Origin of the sequence: Streptomyces sp. Je 1-79, from assembly GCF_025195125.1 — a bacterium.
Classification (GTDB): domain Bacteria; phylum Actinomycetota; class Actinomycetes; order Streptomycetales; family Streptomycetaceae; genus Streptomyces.
Genome location: NZ_JAMGSL010000002.1, coordinates 1 through 15,749, shown reverse-complemented (window position 1 = coordinate 15,749; position 15,749 = coordinate 1). Strand labels below are relative to the sequence as shown.

At 72.1% G+C, this 15,749-nt stretch carries 16 protein-coding genes; 3 read left to right on the top strand and 13 right to left on the bottom strand.

The genetic code is table 11. The features are described 5' to 3' along the window. Positions 1–199: 199 nt before the first annotated feature. From M5362_RS03040 to M5362_RS03030, 3 genes are all read right to left on the bottom strand, one after another. Positions 200–649, bottom strand: a complete 450-nt coding sequence (locus M5362_RS03040; RefSeq protein ID WP_260225712.1) for a MarR family winged helix-turn-helix transcriptional regulator — start codon at positions 647–649, stop codon at positions 200–202. Between the two features lie 92 nt (positions 650–741). Continuing rightward, a complete protein-coding gene (locus M5362_RS03035; protein ID WP_260225711.1) occupies positions 742–1,173 on the bottom strand; it encodes a hotdog fold thioesterase in 432 nt (143 codons plus the stop codon). Between the two features lie 11 nt (positions 1,174–1,184). Then, positions 1,185–2,762 carry an MFS transporter gene (locus M5362_RS03030; RefSeq protein ID WP_260225710.1) on the bottom strand — a complete coding sequence of 526 codons (1,578 nt, stop codon included), beginning with the start codon at positions 2,760–2,762 and terminating at the stop codon, positions 1,185–1,187. A 175-nt stretch (positions 2,763–2,937) separates the two neighbouring features. On the opposite strand from M5362_RS03030, the gene M5362_RS03025 reads away from it, so the two are divergent. Continuing rightward, the gene (locus M5362_RS03025; RefSeq protein WP_260225709.1) at positions 2,938–3,906 is read left to right on the top strand and encodes an aldo/keto reductase; all 969 of its coding nucleotides are present in this window, start codon (positions 2,938–2,940) and stop codon (positions 3,904–3,906) included. A 111-nt stretch (positions 3,907–4,017) separates the two neighbouring features. Here the strand turns inward: M5362_RS03025 and M5362_RS03020 are convergent, their stop codons facing one another. The 10 genes from M5362_RS03020 to M5362_RS02975 form a co-directional block, all read right to left on the bottom strand. Further along, a complete protein-coding gene (locus tag M5362_RS03020) occupies positions 4,018–4,755 on the bottom strand; it encodes an HAD family phosphatase (protein ID WP_260225708.1) in 738 nt (245 codons plus the stop codon). After that, the gene (locus M5362_RS03015; RefSeq protein WP_260225707.1) at positions 4,752–6,377 is read right to left on the bottom strand and encodes an FAD-dependent monooxygenase; all 1,626 of its coding nucleotides are present in this window, start codon (positions 6,375–6,377) and stop codon (positions 4,752–4,754) included. Before M5362_RS03015 ends, M5362_RS03020 begins: the two co-directional genes overlap by 4 nt. Beyond that, positions 6,365–7,123, bottom strand: coding sequence for an SDR family NAD(P)-dependent oxidoreductase (locus M5362_RS03010; protein ID WP_260225706.1), 759 nt, complete (start codon positions 7,121–7,123; stop codon positions 6,365–6,367). Before M5362_RS03010 ends, M5362_RS03015 begins: the two co-directional genes overlap by 13 nt. Positions 7,124–7,204: 81 nt before the next feature. Then, the gene (locus tag M5362_RS03005) at positions 7,205–8,191 is read right to left on the bottom strand and encodes a 3-oxoacyl-ACP synthase III family protein (protein ID WP_260225705.1); all 987 of its coding nucleotides are present in this window, start codon (positions 8,189–8,191) and stop codon (positions 7,205–7,207) included. A gap of 54 nt (positions 8,192–8,245) precedes the next feature. Further along, positions 8,246–8,998: a 3-oxoacyl-ACP reductase family protein gene (locus tag M5362_RS03000; RefSeq protein ID WP_260225704.1), complete on the bottom strand. Its 753-nt coding sequence runs from the start codon at positions 8,996–8,998 to the stop codon at positions 8,246–8,248. Further along, entirely contained in the window at positions 8,995–10,254 is a 1,260-nt protein-coding gene (locus M5362_RS02995) for a beta-ketoacyl synthase (protein WP_260225703.1), read from the bottom strand. The genes M5362_RS03000 and M5362_RS02995 overlap by 4 nt, the downstream gene beginning before the upstream one ends. After that, entirely contained in the window at positions 10,254–10,493 is a 240-nt protein-coding gene (locus M5362_RS02990; protein WP_260225702.1) for an acyl carrier protein, read from the bottom strand. Before M5362_RS02990 ends, M5362_RS02995 begins: the two co-directional genes overlap by 1 nt. Positions 10,494–10,570: 77 nt before the next feature. Further along, positions 10,571–11,626, bottom strand: a complete 1,056-nt coding sequence (locus M5362_RS02985) for a ketoacyl-ACP synthase III family protein (RefSeq protein WP_260225701.1) — start codon at positions 11,624–11,626, stop codon at positions 10,571–10,573. 6 nt (positions 11,627–11,632) lie between these two features. Continuing rightward, complete coding sequence (locus M5362_RS02980) at positions 11,633–12,664, bottom strand: ScbA/BarX family gamma-butyrolactone biosynthesis protein (RefSeq protein WP_260225700.1); 1,032 nt, start codon at positions 12,662–12,664, stop codon at positions 11,633–11,635. A 285-nt stretch (positions 12,665–12,949) separates the two neighbouring features. After that, positions 12,950–13,879 carry an NADP-dependent oxidoreductase gene (locus tag M5362_RS02975; protein ID WP_260225699.1) on the bottom strand — a complete coding sequence of 310 codons (930 nt, stop codon included), beginning with the start codon at positions 13,877–13,879 and terminating at the stop codon, positions 12,950–12,952. 164 nt (positions 13,880–14,043) lie between these two features. Between M5362_RS02975 and M5362_RS02970 the strand changes: the two genes are divergently transcribed. Beyond that, positions 14,044–14,685 carry an MBL fold metallo-hydrolase gene (locus tag M5362_RS02970; RefSeq protein ID WP_260225698.1) on the top strand — a complete coding sequence of 214 codons (642 nt, stop codon included), beginning with the start codon at positions 14,044–14,046 and terminating at the stop codon, positions 14,683–14,685. Next, the gene (locus M5362_RS02965; protein ID WP_260225697.1) at positions 14,682–15,704 is read left to right on the top strand and encodes a zinc-binding dehydrogenase; all 1,023 of its coding nucleotides are present in this window, start codon (positions 14,682–14,684) and stop codon (positions 15,702–15,704) included. Before M5362_RS02970 ends, M5362_RS02965 begins: the two co-directional genes overlap by 4 nt. Positions 15,705–15,749: the final 45 nt, after the last annotated feature.

The window sequence follows — 15,749 nt, the reverse complement described above, 5'->3', positions numbered from 1 at the left end:
ACCCAGCACGAGTCACCAGGCCACCCTAGCAGGATCCCGGCCGAAAATCGTTTTCGGCCGACCGTCGTGCGCAATTTTTGCGAGCCGGATCCCTGGCTGTTACCTGCCTCACGGGTGACACGAAAAGAAAACCGCCTTGAATTCGTCGGAAGACGAATTCAAGGCGGTTTCCCTACGCGTCCCGCATACCCCGAGGATTTTACTCGAGGGCCCCGAGAACGGCGATCGTCCGCTCCAGGTACTCCTCGAACCTCGCCCTTTCCTCGGGCGTGAACTCGGCACCCAGGGACCCCTCGACGCGCAGGGCCGCCTTGTCGGCCTTCTTCGCGATGGCATGGCCGGCCCGGGTTGCCCGGTTGACCACGACCTTCTGGTGCAGCTCCGAGGGTTCCCGGAACACCAGGTCGGCCTTCTCCAGGTTGGTCAGTACCGTCGCCATCGTCTGCGGCGTGACCATGCACTCGCGCGCCAGCTGCGCAGCGGACATGCCGTCCGAGACCGACAGCAACAGCAGAACCGAGTACTGGGGCACCGTCAGGCCGAACTCCCGCAGCACGTCTGTCTTGCGTCCGATCAGGGCCTGCTCGGCCCTCTTGATCGTGTGCCCGAGTCGACCTGCGGCGACCGTCTCCGTCGTCGTCTTCGCCATATCAATAGTCTTGCATACGACAGAGGGCGAAGCAGTAGTCGCGCATTGCCGCCGACGGGGCGGCCGGCCGTCGTTCCCCGAGCCGCGTTCGGTCACCGGTTCGCCCGGCGCCGGGCCGGCGGGATCGCACAGGTCAGCCGGGCGGTGCAGGTGCGTCGGCCCCCCGCGTCGCGGATGACGATCTCGTACGTGGCGGTGTGCGTGCCCACGTGCAGCGGTCGGCACTCGCCGGTGACCCGGCCCGACCGCGCCCCGCCGTGGTGGGTGCAGGACAGTTCCTGGCCGACGATGATCCGGTCGGCGCCGGCGTGTGTCCAGGCCGCGAGCGAACCGAGCGTCTCGGCGAGCACGGCGTTGGCTCCGCCGTGCAGCAGGCCGATGGGCTGACGGTTGCCCGCCACCGGCATGGTGCCGATCACGAGGTCCGGCTCGCACACCTCGATCTCGATCCCGAGGCGCTCCACCAGCTGCTCGTCGACGTAGGGGGACAGAACCTCGACGGGTCCGAGGGCGGTCTGTGTCATGACCCGCCCCCTCAGCGCGCGGAGGCGGGCTCGGGCGCCGCCGCGGACGACTCGGCGGCGACCTCGGCGCCGCCGTCACCGGCAGCGTCGGCGGACGGCTTGCCGCCCTTCAGGAGGCTGCCGACGACGACGGCGGTGACCGCGCAGGCCGCCGCGACGATCCACATGGTGGTGTGCAGGCCGGAGGCGTAGGCGTCGGCCATCGCGGTCACCGCCCGGTCCCGGACCTCGCCCGCGGGCAGCGTTTCGGCGGCCTCGGTCAGACCGCCCTGGAGGGCGCGCGAGGTCAGCGCGTCGGCGCCGCCCTGGAAGGCGGAGACGGCGTCGTTGTCGAGGGCGCTCTTGGTGAGCGCGGTGACGAGGGCGCCGAGACCGGCCATGGAGACCGCGTCGGAGGTGAGCCGCACGGTGTTGAACATGCCCGCGGCCATGCCCATGCGATCCGGCTCGACGGCCGAGACGGCCGCGCCGTCCAGGATGCCGAGGGAGATGCCGTAACCGATGCCCAGGAAGAGCAGCGGGCCGGCCAGCGCGACGGTCGAGGCGCCCGGCTCCACCAGAGTCAGCCAGGCGGCGCCGACGCCGGAGAAGGCGAGCAGGATGACGAACAGGGCGCGCTGCGAGACCTTCTGCGCGAGTACGCCGGTGATGGCGGGCATCACCAGCGAGGGGCCGGTCAGGAGCAGCAGGACCAGGCCGATCCGGACGGCCGACAGGCCGCTCGTGGAGGTCAGGTACGGCGGCAGGACGATGACGAGCGCGACGAAGCTGAACGCCAGCACCAGCGGCACCAGGCAGACGGCGAGGAACTGCGGGCGGGCGAAGAGGCCCAGGTCGAACATCGGGTGCTCGGAGCGGCGTTCCACCGCCACGAAGGTCACGAGCAGGACCAGGCAGCCGACGGCCGAGGCGAGCACGATCGGATCGGTCCAGCCGCGACCCGGCCCCTCTACCAGGGCGAGGACGAACAGGGCGATGCCGAGGCCGAAGGCGAAGGTGCCGGCCCAGTCGAAGCGGGGGCCCCGGTTCGGTTCCGTACGGGGCAGCAGCGGCGTGCTCAGCAGGACGAGCGCGGCGACCCCGGCGAGGACCAGGAACACCGAGCGCCAGCCCCACAGGTTGACCAGGACGCCGCCGAACATCGGGCCGAACGCGAGACCCGCGCCCAGGAAGGTGCCGAACAGTCCGAATGCCTTGGCCCGTGCGGGGCCGTCGAAGGCCTGGGCCACGATCGCGGTGATGGAGGCGAGCGCGGCGCCGCTGCCGAAACCGGAGATGGCGCGCGAGACGTCGAGCAGCAGGATGCTGTTGGAGAGGCCGGAGACGGCCATCCAGAACGCGAAGAAGGCCATGCCCCAGGTGAACATCCTGCGGTGGCCCACACGGTCGGCGAGCGAGCCCATCGCCGCGAGGCTGCTGGACGCGGTCAGCATGTAGCCGTCAACCACCCACTGGGCAGCGGCGAGGGAACTGTGCAGGTCGGCGCCGATGTCGGGCACGGCCACGGACGGGCCGGTCACCACCAAGGTCATCAGCGGGCCGACGACGCACGCTGCTGCGAGCGTCGCACGCGGGTTGCCGGTGGACACGGAGAATCACCCCTGTTCTTGTCTAATCGTTGGCAGGCATGTGTAAGAACTCTGCCATAGAGTAGGAGCCTGCCCATAGGAGATGTCAATGTCGTATGGCAGAGTTCTGCATGAAGGCTAGGGCCTGTCACACGAATCGAGTGGACAGGGCTGCACGGGCACAACAGGAGAGGCGGTGCGCACGGAGATGCGCAGGATCCAACTGGGCGGTTCGCAGCGGACCTTCGCGGCTGTCGGCATCGGCTGCATGGGCATGTCGTGGGGGTACGACGAGCTGGGCCGGGACGAGAGCGAGTCCATCGCGGTCATACGGCACGCCCTCGACCTCGGCGTCGACCTGATCGACACTGCCGACCAGTACGGCCCGTTCACCAACGAACTACTGGTCGGCAAGGCGCTCCAGGGCCACCGCGAGAAGGCCCTGCTCGCCACCAAGGGCGGGCTCGTCGTGGACGACCCCGCCACCTACAAGAGCCACCGGGACGGCCGGCCCGCCTATCTGCGCGCCGCCGTCGACGCGAGCCTGCAGCGGCTCGGAGTGGACCACATCGACCTCTACCAACTGCACCGCATCGACCCCGAGGTACCGGTCGAGGAGAGCTGGGGCACGCTCGCGGAGCTGGTGAAGGAGGGCAAGCTCGGTGCGATCGGGCTCTCCGAGGCGTCGGTGGAGGAGATCGGCCGGGCGCACACGGTCCACCCGGTCGCGTCCGTGCAGAGCGAGCTGTCGCTGTGGAGCCGGGAGGCCCTGAAGGACGGCGTGGTGGAGTACTGCGGGCGCGAGGGCATCGCGTTCATCGCGTTCGCCCCGCTCGGCCGGGGCTTCCTGTCCGGCCTGATCGGCAGCCCGAAGGACCTGCCGAAGGTGGACGGGCGGCACCGGATTCCGCGGTTCCAGCCCGAGGCCATCAGCGCCAACCAGGCGATCGTCGACGGGGTACGCGTCCTGGCCGACGGTCTCGGCGCGACCGTGGCGCAGGTGGCGATCGCGTGGGTGCTGGCCCAGGGCGAGCACGTGGGCGTCATCCCGGGCACCAAGACCCGCCGCTACCTGGAGGACAACGTGGAGGCCGAATCCGTGACCCTCCCGCCGGAGGTGCTGGTCGAACTGGCCTCGCTGCCGGAGGCGGTCGGCACACGCTGAGCCGTAGCCACGCCGAAGGGGCACGCCGAGCCATGTCACGCCTCGGCGCGCGCTGAGCCATGGCAACGCCGGAGGGGCGCCTCGTCCGAGGCGCCCCTCCGGCGTGGGCGGTCACACCGGCTGGCGGCGGGTGCCGGCCATCAGGGTGGCCGGGATGACCGGCCAGCCGTGCTCGGCCGCGTGGGCCACCATCCGCGGGTTCTCGCCGACGACCGTCGGGTGGCCCACCATGCTCAGCATGGTCAGGTCCCCCGGGTCGTCGCCGTACGCGTAGCAGTCGGCGGGGTCCGCGCCGAACTTCGCCAGCGCCTCCCGGACCGCGTCCGCCTTCGCCGGGCCGAACATCGCGTGACGGATCGCCCCCGTCATGCGCCGGTCCGCGTCCAGCTCCGGCTCCGTGCACAGGACCAGGTCGACGCCCAGGTCGTCGGTGATCGGGTGGAGCGTCGCGGGCCAGGAGCCGGAGATGACCACCGTGTGGTGCCCCGCCTCCTGGTGACGGCGGAGCCGGGCGACCGTCGGCTCGATGAACGGGGCCCCGCGCTCCCGCAGATGGGCGTACCACTCCCGCGCCTCGGCGACCACGTCGTCCCAGGGGACACCGGCGTACAGCTCGTAGAACTTCGACACCACCTCGACCGGCGTCACGCCCATCGACGCCAGCCGCCGCAGCGGCTCGACGAGCCGCTCGTACGCGGCGCCGGTGATGTCTCCCTCCCGCTCCGTCCGGTGCCGCAGCAGCGAGAACGGCGTCTTCATCGCGACGAGCGTCTCGTCGGCGTCGAAGAAGGCCACGACCGGGCGGGAGTGGTCGGTGGTGAGGGGAGGGAGGGCGGGGGACGTGGTCAAGACCGGCTCCTGAGGTGTGCCGCTCGGGTGAGCAGTCGCGTGATGTCCTGGGGGCGCCCGGGGTCGGCTCGCGCGAGCAGATGGCCGTCCGGGCGCACGACCGCCACGGCGGGCCCCGGGCCGAGCGCCCGGGCCAGGCCCCGGGGAACGGCACGGGTCAGACCGAGTACCGGGGTGCCCTCGGGAAGCTCCCTGCGGAGCTGGTCGCTGGTCCGCTGCCAGTCCGCCGGCGGGGTCCGTGTGCCGGGCCACAACAGCACGGTGTGCCGGTCCCGATCGATCGTCGGCCAGCCGCTGTTGTCGAGCCGCGAGGCCGCGGACCGGCTCCCCGTGACCGCCTCGCCCGAACCGCCGAAGAGCGAACCACCGGCAAGCGAGTCCGACGACACCTTCAGCGGCATGCGGGGATGGCGGTCGCCGTCGTAGCTGACGGCCGTCTGGCTCAGCTGCGGGGCGAGCCTGCGCTGGAAGAGACCGGTCCGGTCGGCCGCCGTGAACGCGGCGTCCCGCAGCGCGACCTTCGCGGGCGTGTTGACCAGACCTGCCTTGGTCAGCAGCGCCGTCGAGCGGGCCACCTCGTGGGACACGGCACGGCGCTCGGAGTCGTACGAGTCGAGGATCGGTTCCCCGAACTCCCCGCGGAGGACGCCGGACAGCTTCCACGCCAGGTTGAACGCGTCCTGCATGCCGGTGTTCATGCCCTGGCCACCGGCCGGGCTGATCACATGGGCGGCGTCGCCCGCGAGGAAGCAGCGGCCGCTGCGGAAGGCGGAGGCGATCCTGACCCGCACCCGGAAGGAGCCGCTCCACAGCAGTTCCTCGACGCGGCTGCGGCCGGCCGCCCGGTCGTCGACGACCTGCTGGAACATCTCCCGGGGCGGAGGGTCGTCCTCGCTGTACGTGTCATGCGGCACGTTCAGCGCGATGCGGTGCACACCGTCGCCCATCGGGCCGAGCACCATGGCGCCGCTCGGCGCGTAGCAGTAGTGCGAGAGATCCTCGGAAAGGGTGGTGGTCAGCCGGGCGTCGGTGATCGCGAACGACACGTCGACCGGCGGGCCGTCGTAGCCGATGCCCAGTTCCTTGCGGACGGTGCTGTGCGCGCCGTCCGCGCCGACGAGCCAGCCCGGTTCCAGTTCCTCGGTCCGGCCGTCCTCGTGCTCCAGCTTGACCGCGGGACCGTACGCCGCGTTGTCGAGGGCGGTGAGCCGGACGCCCTGTTCGACGGTGCCGCCGAGCGCGGCGAGCCGTCGGCGCAGCACCCCCTCGGTGTCGTTCTGCGAGAGGGTGAGGGCGAACGGGTAGGGGGAGTCGGGCAGTTTGCTCATCCAGGCGGTCGCGAGGCGGCGGCCGCGCGAGTAGAACGCGGTGCCCGCGAGCCGGTGACCCGTGTCGAGGAGCTCCTCGGTCACGCCGATCCGGTCGAGCAGTTCGAGGTTGCGCGGCCAGATGACGTTGGCGCGGGAGTGCGCGGTGTGTCCGCGGCCGGCATCCACGACGCGTACGGGAACGCCCTGCTGGAGCAGTTCGCACGCGACGACCAGGCCGACCGGTCCGGCCCCCACGACGAGGACGGGCCGGTCCGTCCCGTGCACGGCATGACGCTCCGTCAGGCTGCCCACATCAGACCCCCGTTGACCTCCACCACGCTGCCGTTGACGTACGAGCTGTCCTGCGAGGCGAGGAACACGGCGGTCGCGCCGACCTCGGCAGGACGGCCGAGGCGCCCGGACAGCAGACGGCCGCGGTAGCTCTCCCACGCGCGCTCGTTGGAGGCCAGCTCCTTGCCCATGCCCTCGTCGATGTAGCCGGGCGACAGGCAGTTGACCGTGATGCCCTTGGGGGCGAGTTCGGCGGCCGAGGTCTTGGTGAACATCTCCACGGCGGCCTTGCTCGCGCTGTACGCGGCGGCGCCGATCGCGGCCCGGCCGGCGACGCAGGACGACACGTTGATGATGCGGCCGCCGATGCCGGTCGCCTCGCGGCGGGCGGCCATGGGGCCGATCACCGCCCGCGTGCAGAGGAAGACGCCGGTCAGATTGGTGGCGAGCGTGGTGTTCCAGTCGGCCACCGACAGCCGGGCGATCTTGCCGTCCCGGCTGACGCCCGCGTTGTTGACGAGGACGTCGACGCCGCCGAACGTCTCACCCGCGGCGGCCACCAGCTCGGCTACCGAGGCCTCGTCGGTGACGTCGGTGTGGTGGAAGAGCAGGCGGTCGCCGTGGTCGTCGGCGAGTTCCTTGATGTCGTACGGGTTGCGTGCGGCGACCACGACCGAGGCACCCTCCGCGAGGAAGGCCTCGGCTATCGCCCGCCCCAGGCCCCGCGTGCCGCCAGTGATGACGGCCGTCTGTCCGTCGAGCCTCATGGCTTCTCCATCCGATGCTGCGTGTGGTGTGCGTGTGGTGTGCGTGTGAGGTCGGTACCGGGGGTGCGGGCGGGCGGGGCGTCAGTACCAGGTCAGGAGTGCCGCGCCCGCGGTCATGCCCCCGCCGACCGACGCCATGAGGACCCGCTCACCGCGCCGCAGCGGGCGTTCCCGATGGGTGGCGTGCAGGGTGAGCGGCACCGAGGCGGCGACCGTGTTGCCCAGGTGCGGCGCGGTGTAGGCGACGCGGTCCGGGTCGATGCCGGCGTCCGCCACGAAGGTCTCCAGCAGCCTGGTGTTGGCCTGGTGGAAGACGAACCGGTCGATGTCCTCCAGGGCGAGCCCGCAGTCGTCGAGCGTCTGGGCGGTCAGCTTGGCGAGCACCGAGAGGGCGTAGTCGCGCACCGCGCGGCCGTCCATCCGGAAGTAGTGCTTGCCGGCCTCGCGGGCCTCGGCGTCGAGCGGTGTCCGGGTGCCGCCGCCCTCCACGCCCACGTAGTGGTGGAACTCCCCGTCCGTGACCAGGTGCACGGACTGCAGGCCGTAGCCCTCGGGTACCTCGCCGAGCAGGACGGCGCCCGCGCCGTCGCCGAACAGGCTGACCGTGCGCCGGTCGGACCTGTCCATGATCGTGGAGAACATGTCGGCGCCGACGAGCAGCACGTGCTTCCCGTGCCTGCCTGCCTTCAGGAGCCCCTCGGCGACCGAGAGGCCGTACAGGAAGCCGCTGCAGACGGCGTTGATGTCGAAGGCGGGCAGGGTGGAGAGCCCCAGCTTGTGCTGGAGGATCGCCGCGGTCGACGGCTGCGGCACGTCCGGGGTGCTGGTCGCCACAACCAGCGCGCCGAGTCGCTCGCGCACCTCGTCCGGGACGCCGGCCAGGGCCTCCCGGGCCGCGGGCAGGGCCAGGTCGGACGTGGCGGTGCCCGGCTCGGCGTACCGCCGCGTGAGGACGCCGGTCCGTTCGGTCACCCAGGACTCGGGCATCCCCGTCCACGCGCTGATCTGCTGGTTGTCGACCACCTGGTCGGGTGTGTAGGAGCCGATCGACAGGACACCGACGGGCATGGTTTACCTTCCCTGTGCTTGCTGAGTGGTGGTGGATGCGTGCGGCACGGGGCCTCAGTGACCCATGCCGAGCCCACCGCTGACCGGCAGCACGGCGCCGGTGATGTACGAGGCCTCCTCGCCGGTGAGGAACCGCACGGCGGCGGCCACCTCGTCGGCGCTGCCGGCCCGGCCCAGTGGCGTCATCGCCAGGTACTGGTCCATGCGGGCCGGCCGTACGTCGCGCAGCATGTCCGTCTCGACGAGCCCGGGGGCGACGACGTTGACGGTGATGCCGCGGCTGCCGAGCTCCCAGGCGAGGGAGCGGGCCAGGCCGACAAGGCCGGACTTGGCTGCGGTGTAGTTCGTCTGTCCGGGCGAGCCGGTGAACGCGACGGCGGAGGAGATCAGCACCAGCCGGCCCCAGCGCCCGCCGAGCATGCCCCGGGCCGCGTGCTTGGCGACCCGGATGACCGACCGCAGGTTGGTGTCGAGGACGGTGTCGACGGCGTCGTCGTCGAGGGCGAGCAGCAGCCCGTCCCGGGTGATGCCGGCGTTGGCGACCAGCACCTCGACGTCGCCGTGGGCGGCCGCGACCTCCTTGAAGGCGCGTTCCACCTGTGCCTCGTCCGTGACGTCGCAGCGCACCCCCAGCAGCCCCTCCGGGGGTTCGCCGGTGCGGTACGTGACGGCCACCCGATCGCCGCGCTCGGCGAGCGACCGGGCGACGGCCAGACCGATACCGCGATTGCCACCGGTGACGAGGACCGAGCGGCCGGAGCGGGCGGGGCCGCCCGAGCGGCCCGCGGGGCCGGGAGTCCGCGTCATGCCGGCGTCACCACGATCACCGCGTTCTGGCCGCCGAAGCCGAACGAGTCGTTGACCGCCGCGCCGATCTCCATCGGCCGGGCCTCCTTGGCCACCACGTCCACCCCGATGCCCGGGTCCAGACTGCTCAGGTTGGCCGTCGGCGGGACGAGCCGCCGCTCCACGGCGAGCACGGTGTAGACCGCCTCGGCGGCGCCGGCCGCGCCCAGCAGATGGCCGACGACCCCCTTGGTGGAGGTGACGGCGGGCTTCTCGCCGAAGACCCGGCGGAGCATCCCGGCCTCGGTGATGTCGTTGAGCGGGGTCGACGTGCCGTGCGCGTTGACGTGGTCGACCTCGGACGTGTCGACCAGTGCGTCGGCGAGCGCCGCCCGGATGGCCCGCTCGGCGCCACCGCCGGTCGGGTCGGGTGCCGACGCGTGGTGGCCGTCGGCCGAGGCGCCGAAACCGGAGACCCGGGCACGGATGCGGGCGCCGCGTGCCTGAGCGTCCTCGACCCGCTCCAGGACCAGCATGGCCGCGCCCTCGCCGGCCACGAACCCGTTGCGGTCGGCGTCGAAGGGGCGGGACGCCGTCGCCGGGTCGTCGCGCCGGGTCGACAGCGCACCGGCGCGGGCGAGGCTGGCCATGGCGGTCGGGGACATCGCGGCCTCGGCGCCGCCGGCCAGGACGATGTCGCAGACCCCGGACTCCAGGAGCGCGCGGGCGTACCCGATCGCCGTGTTGCCGGACGCGCAGGCGGTCGACACGACCTGGTTGGGGCCGAGCGCCTTGAGGTCCATGGCGATGTAGCCGGCGGTCATGTTGACCGGGCCCATCACCATGAGCAACGGCGAGACGAACTCGGATCCGTCGGCGAGGTGCTTGCCGTGCTCGCGCTCGACGGTGGACCAGCCACCGAGCGAGGTGCCGACCACCACGCCGACGCGGGGGCCGTCCCAGGCCGCCGGGTCCAGCCCGGCGTCCTCGACGGCCTGGCGGGCGGCGACCACGCCGAAGTGGCTGATCGGGTCCATGCGGACGGCGCTGCGCCGGCCGAGCAGGGCGCCCGCGTCGAAGTCCGGTACGCGGCAGGCGAAGTCGACGGGCAGGCCGGCGAGCTCCGGGTCGGTGGCCGCGGTGGACCTGCCCGACCAGACCCGCTCGAAGTTGGCCTCGACACCGAGGCCGGCCGGGGTGACCAGGCCGACGCCGGTGACCGCCACGTCGAAGCGTTTGGTGCGCCCGCCAGGGCGCTGCGTCGGTATGCCGGTCATCAGGCCACCGCGACCTTGGAGTCGATCTCGGTGAGGATGTCGGCGAAGGTGTTCTCCGGGGTCAGCGCCGTCTCGTCGATCTGGACGCCGAACTCCTTCTGCACGATGACGCTGAGCTCGATCAGGGCGAGCGAGTCCAGGTCGAGGGCGTCGAAGGTGGCCGCGGTGTCGAGCTCCTCGGCGGCCACGCCGAGCTTCTCGGAGACGAGGGCGAAGAGACGGTCCTGGTGAGCGGACATGAAGGGTTCTCCTTGGGAGTGGGATACGGATCGGATGAAGCGGTGTGGATCAGGTGAAGCGGTACGGTCGCGGGAGGTCAGCGCTTGCTGACCACGGCCGCGGTGAAGGTGAACCCGCCGCCGCCGTTGAGCACGAGGGCGTGGGCCCCGGGCCTCAGCAGGTCCGAGCGGGCCAGGTCGGCCAGGGAGGCGTTCAGGTCGCCGGCCCCCACGTGCCCGGTGGCCCGGCCCAGGTCGAGCACCTCCGCGGAGGTGACGTCCGTCAGCGGCGGGAGGTACGCCTCGTTCATCGCCTTGGCCCCCAGGCGGGGGATCACGGCGTAGTGCAGCCGCGGGTCGTCGCCGGTGAGCCCGGCGCCGGCCAGGCACTCCTCGACGACTGCGCGGATGCGGTCGGCGGCCGTCTTGACGAAGAAGTCGATGCCGTACGCCTTGATGAAGGCGCGCTTGGTGCGCCGCACGTCGATCATCGGACTGTGCCCCATCGGCGTCGCGTTGAGCTCGTCGTCGCCGCGGTGCATGACCTCCAGTTCGGCGGCCGTCCGAGTGGCGAGCGAGTGCAGCAGCAGGTCCGGGGTGAGGGCGTGCGCCGAGCCGGGTTCCGCCGCGGAGCCGGTCCGGTGGACCAGGACGGCGGTGGCCGCGTCGCCGGCCGCCATCCCGTAGTCGCTGCGCCAGCGGTGCCAGCTCGGCATCAGGAAGCGGTCGGCGGTCGTGACGAGCGCGGGCCCGGCGGCCGGGTCGCCCTGGAGCCGGCTCGCGGCCAGTTCGATGCCGATGGCACCGCCGTTGCACTGCTGGAGCAGCCCGATCGGTACGGCACGGTCGGCGCCGATCCGGTTGGCGATGTAGTGCGGAGCGGACCAGGCGTCGTGGCCCTGGTGGTGGACGCTGGCGTGCAGGACGAGGGAGAGCGCGTCGGCGCGGGCGCCGGAGAGCGCGAAGAGCCGGTTGGCGGCCTCGACGGCCATGTCCGGCGGCGCGATGTCCTCGCTGACCGGAAGGGAGGTGTAGCCGAGTTCCCGGGCGGTACGGGCGTCGATGTCACCCGCGGCCACGGCCTCCTCGGTCGTCTGAAGCCCGTCGGGATACCAGGCCGTCGCCGAAAGCCCCAGGGGCGAGCCGAGTCGCACGGCCCGTCACCTGCCATCCGCGTCGAGCGCTTCGGACGCTTCGGGCTCCGGAAGGACCGCGACCTCGATCTCGGCCGTACAGACCGACTCCCCGTCCTGCAGGAAGTCGACGGTGACGCGCTCACCGGCCGAGGGCGTGACGGAGACCATGACCGGGCTGTCCAGCTCGACGAACCGGCGGAACGTGGCGGCGAAGGCGCGTGCGTACCGCCGGTCGCCGGACTCCTCGGACTCGTCCGAGGCGAGGACCGCGGCCTGGCGGGCCGCCTCCATCAGAGCCATCGCCGGTACGTGGTCGAGGGGATGGTCGTACATGGCCGCGTGCCGCACCGGGACGTCCAGCACGGCGCGCAGCGCGGTCGTGCCGTCGGGGTGCCGGGCCACGTCCGTGAGGACCACGTTCTCCGTCCGCTCGCGGCCCACCAGAGCGGGCGCGACCGGTGTACCGGTGCGGGTGTGCGGCATGGCGGAGGAGAGCGGCGGGACGGAGCCGCGGCTCTTCTCGCGGTGGGCCGTGTAGCCGTCGCGACTGAGGTACCCGGCCACGACGACGCTCGTACCGGCTCGCCGGCCGCCCACCACGAACACGCACTCCAGGGTGGCGGCGAGCAGCCTGGTGCCGCGCCGCTTGAGGTCGCGCGTGGTGACCTCGACGACGAGTTCGTCCGGACCGTCGCCGCGGGCCCGCAGGGCGGCGAGGTCGGTGAACTCGGTGGTCCAGTCGCTGATCAGGAAGGAGGTGTCGTAGGTGACGTCCAGCCACTGGTGCGCCACGACGGTGACCGCCTGGCGGGCGGCCTCCAGGAGGAACAGCGGGTCGAGCAGCGCGGGCCGGTGGGTGTGGTCGTTGTAGTAGCTGTGTGCGCGCGGGGCTTGGACGGCCACGGCGAAGGCGTCGTCGCCGTGCCGGACGGCGTCGGTGACGAAGACCTCCATGACGGCCCGGCGGTGTACCAGGACGCGGTCCAGAGGCCGCTGGTAGGCGAGTTCGGCCGCGGCCGGGGCCGCTTCCGTCGGCTCCTGCTCAGCAAGGGTCATGCCCGGTTCCGTTCGTCCGTGGGTCTGCTTCGACGGCCCCTGAGGGCATGAATCAAGCCTCACATCCCGCTCTGGGGTTTCATCTGCGAACGACGGGGTACTCCGCCGTTGCCTCACGGGTGGCCGGGTTGAGAGCCGCTGAAGGTTCACTGAAGATCGGCCGCAGAGGCCCCCGGACACGCGAAAAAGGCCGCCCCTGACAGGGGCGGCCTTCGTTCTCGTACGGGTTCGGGTGCGGTTCTTACGGGTGTGGTCAGGCCGTTTCGACCTGCGCGACCGATCTGATCAGGCCGTTTCGACCGCGAGGACGACCTTGCCGCGTACATGGCCGGTTTGCACGAGCTCATGGGCGCGGGCCGCGTCGGCGAGCGGGAACTCGGCGCTCACATGGACCCGTACCTCGCCGCGGTCCGCCATCGCCACGAGGTCGGCGAGGTCGGCCGGGTCGGGGCGGACGAACACGTAGCGTCCGCCGAGTGCCGTCACGTCACCGGAGATGGAGGCGAGCCGTCCGCCCGGCCGCAGCAACGCCGGCGAGCCGGCCAGGGTGTCCCCGCCCATGAGGTCGAAGACGGCGTCGACGCCCTCCGGGGCCAGCGCGCGCACCCGGTCGGCGAGCCCGGGGCCGTAGGTCACCGGCTCGGCTCCGAGCGACCGGAGGAAGTCGTGGTTGCGCTCGCTCGCCGTACCGATGACGCGGGCGCCGAGGGCGCGGCCGATCTGGACGGCGAGCGAGCCGACCCCGCCGGCCGCCGCGTGGACGAGCAGCACGTCGCCGCCGGCGACCTCCAGGTGGCGGCGGAGCGCCTGGTACGCGGTGAGGCCGGCGGCCGGCAGTCCGGCCGCCTCCCGCACGTCGAGGGAGCGCGGCTTGTGCGCCAGGGTCCGGACGGGCGCGGCCACCAGCTCGCCGTACGTGCCGCGCTGCATGTGGTCGGCGCGGACGTAGCCGACGACCTCGTCACCGGGCGCGAACTCGGTGACGCCGAGGCCGGTGCGCTCGACGACGCCGGACAGGTCGCAGCCCATCACCATCGGGAAGTGCGAGTCGAACCAGTCGTCGATGTAGCCCTCGCGGATCTTCCAGTCGGCGGGGTTGACACCCGCGTACCGCACCCGGACGAGCACCATGTCCGGGCCGAGGCGCGGCTCGGGGAGGTCCACGAGTTCCAGGACCTCCGGGCCTCCGTAGCGCTGGATGGCGATGGCCTTCACGGACGAACCCCCTGCTGGGACGACGGATGTACGGGCGCCGGTCGCCCGGCCCGGACGGGGGCCGGACGACGGCTGCCCTCGCCACTATAGGGCAGACGTGAGCCAGGGTTCTGCTACACCTACGGCAATTGACATATGACCGAAGGCTCCGTCAGAGTCGCGTCATGCTCGTACTGTCCGCCGCCACCGGCAAGTTCGGAACGAACGTCCACATCGTCGCCGCCGGTCCGGGTAACCCCTGCCTCGTCGTCGATCCCGGACACGCCTCCCGAGAGGCGGTCCTGGAAGCCGTCCGCGCACACCGTCTCGAACCCGAGGCCATCCTGATCACGCACGGCCACATGGACCACACCTGGGACGCCGTGCCGCTCGCCCGGCACTACGGCGTCCCGGCCTGGATCCACCCGGCCGACCGCTACCAACTCGGCGCTCCCGCCAAGGGACTGCCCGACTCCTTCCCCCGCGACCTGCTCGTCGGCCACCCCGACCAGGAACCCGACGAGGTCGGCGAACTCCCCGAGCGGGGCGGCGAACTGACCTTCGCCGCCGGCACCGTCACGGTGCTGCACACGCCCGGCCACACCGTCGGCTCGGTGATGTTCCGCTTCGACAGCGGCGACGCTCCCCTGCTCGCCACCGGCGACACCCTGCTCGCGAGCGGCCGGGGACGCGCGGACGCACCGACCGCGAGCCCGACGAGCATGGAGGACTCCCTCCGCATGGTCACCGGCCTCTGCCCGGACGACACCCGGCTGCTCACCGGCCACGGCCCCACCTCCTTCCTCAGCCAGACGGGAATCCGATGACGAACACCACCCCCACCTCCGCGACCTCCGGCAGCCGTATGCGCACCGTCCGCTTCGACGCCTTCGGCGCCCCCTCGGTCCTCACCGTCGAAGACGTCGACACGCCCGAGCCCCAGCCGGGCCAACTCACCGTCGACGTCCAGTACGCGGGTGTGAACTTCGCCGAAGTGATGTTCCGCCGCGGCCAGTTCCCGGTCGGCCTGCCGCACTTCCCCGGCCTTGAGGCGGTCGGCACGGTCCGCGCCGTGGGCGAGGGCGTCACCGGCTTCGAGCCCGGCGACCGGGTGGCCGCCCTCACCCTGGGCGGCGGCGGCAACGCCGAGGTGGTGGCCGTCGGAGCCGAGCACGTCGTCCGCCTCGACGGCGAGCTCGCCGAGCTGGACGGAGCCCTCGCGGCCGGTGCCCTCTGCAACGTCACCACCGCCCTCGGCGTCCTCACCTCGGCCGGCCACCTCGTCAAGGGCGAGACCGTGGTCGTCCTGGCCGCGGCGGGCGGTGTCGGCACGGCAGCGGCGCAGCTGGCCCGCTCGCTCGGCGCGGGCACGGTCATCGGCGTGACGAGCTCCCCTGCCAAGGCCGAGTACGCGCGCGGCTTCGGCTACGACAGCGTCGTGTCGTACGAGGAGCTGGAGCAGGAGGTGGCCGAGCGGACCGGTGGAGCGGGCGCAGACCTGGTCCTGGACTCCGTCGGCGGCGCCTTCCGGTCGTCCGTGACGGGCCTCCTGGCCGCCTTCGGCCGGCACGTCATCTTCGGCAACGCCGCGGCCGAGGACGTCACCTTCGAGGGCAACCACCCCTGGTACACGAACAGTTCTCTCGTCGGCTACAACCTGGGCGGCGTCGCGGGGCGGGCACCGAAGCTGCTCCGCGCCCATCTGGAGCAGTCTCTGGCGGAGGTCGCCAAGGGAACCGTCCGCGTGGACGTGACCGTGCTCCCGCTGACCGACGCGGCACGCGCGCACGAACTCCTGGAGACCCGGGCGTCCACGGGCAAGTACGTCCTCGATGTCCGGTCCTGAACGAGGCACGACCAGCACACAGCCGATGGAAGACGGGGGATACGT

Bases quoted from the DNA above. Each gene is read 5' to 3' on its own strand.
- M5362_RS02965 (WP_260225697.1), top strand. From the start codon at position 14,682: ATGACGAACACCACCCCCACCTCCGCGACCTCCGGCAGCCGTATGCGC.
- M5362_RS02990 (WP_260225702.1), bottom strand. From the start codon at position 10,493: ATGTCCGCTCACCAGGACCGTCTCTTCGCCCTCGTCTCCGAGAAGCTC.
- M5362_RS03010 (WP_260225706.1), bottom strand. From the start codon at position 7,123: ATGAGGCTCGACGGACAGACGGCCGTCATCACTGGCGGCACGCGGGGC.
- M5362_RS03035 (WP_260225711.1), bottom strand. From the start codon at position 1,173: ATGACACAGACCGCCCTCGGACCCGTCGAGGTTCTGTCCCCCTACGTC.
- M5362_RS03040 (WP_260225712.1), bottom strand. From the start codon at position 649: ATGGCGAAGACGACGACGGAGACGGTCGCCGCAGGTCGACTCGGGCAC.
- M5362_RS02970 (WP_260225698.1), top strand. From the start codon at position 14,044: ATGCTCGTACTGTCCGCCGCCACCGGCAAGTTCGGAACGAACGTCCAC.
- M5362_RS03005 (WP_260225705.1), bottom strand. From the start codon at position 8,191: ATGCCCGTCGGTGTCCTGTCGATCGGCTCCTACACACCCGACCAGGTG.
- M5362_RS02995 (WP_260225703.1), bottom strand. From the start codon at position 10,254: ATGACCGGCATACCGACGCAGCGCCCTGGCGGGCGCACCAAACGCTTC.
- M5362_RS02980 (WP_260225700.1), bottom strand. From the start codon at position 12,664: ATGACCCTTGCTGAGCAGGAGCCGACGGAAGCGGCCCCGGCCGCGGCC.
- M5362_RS03000 (WP_260225704.1), bottom strand. From the start codon at position 8,998: ATGACGCGGACTCCCGGCCCCGCGGGCCGCTCGGGCGGCCCCGCCCGC.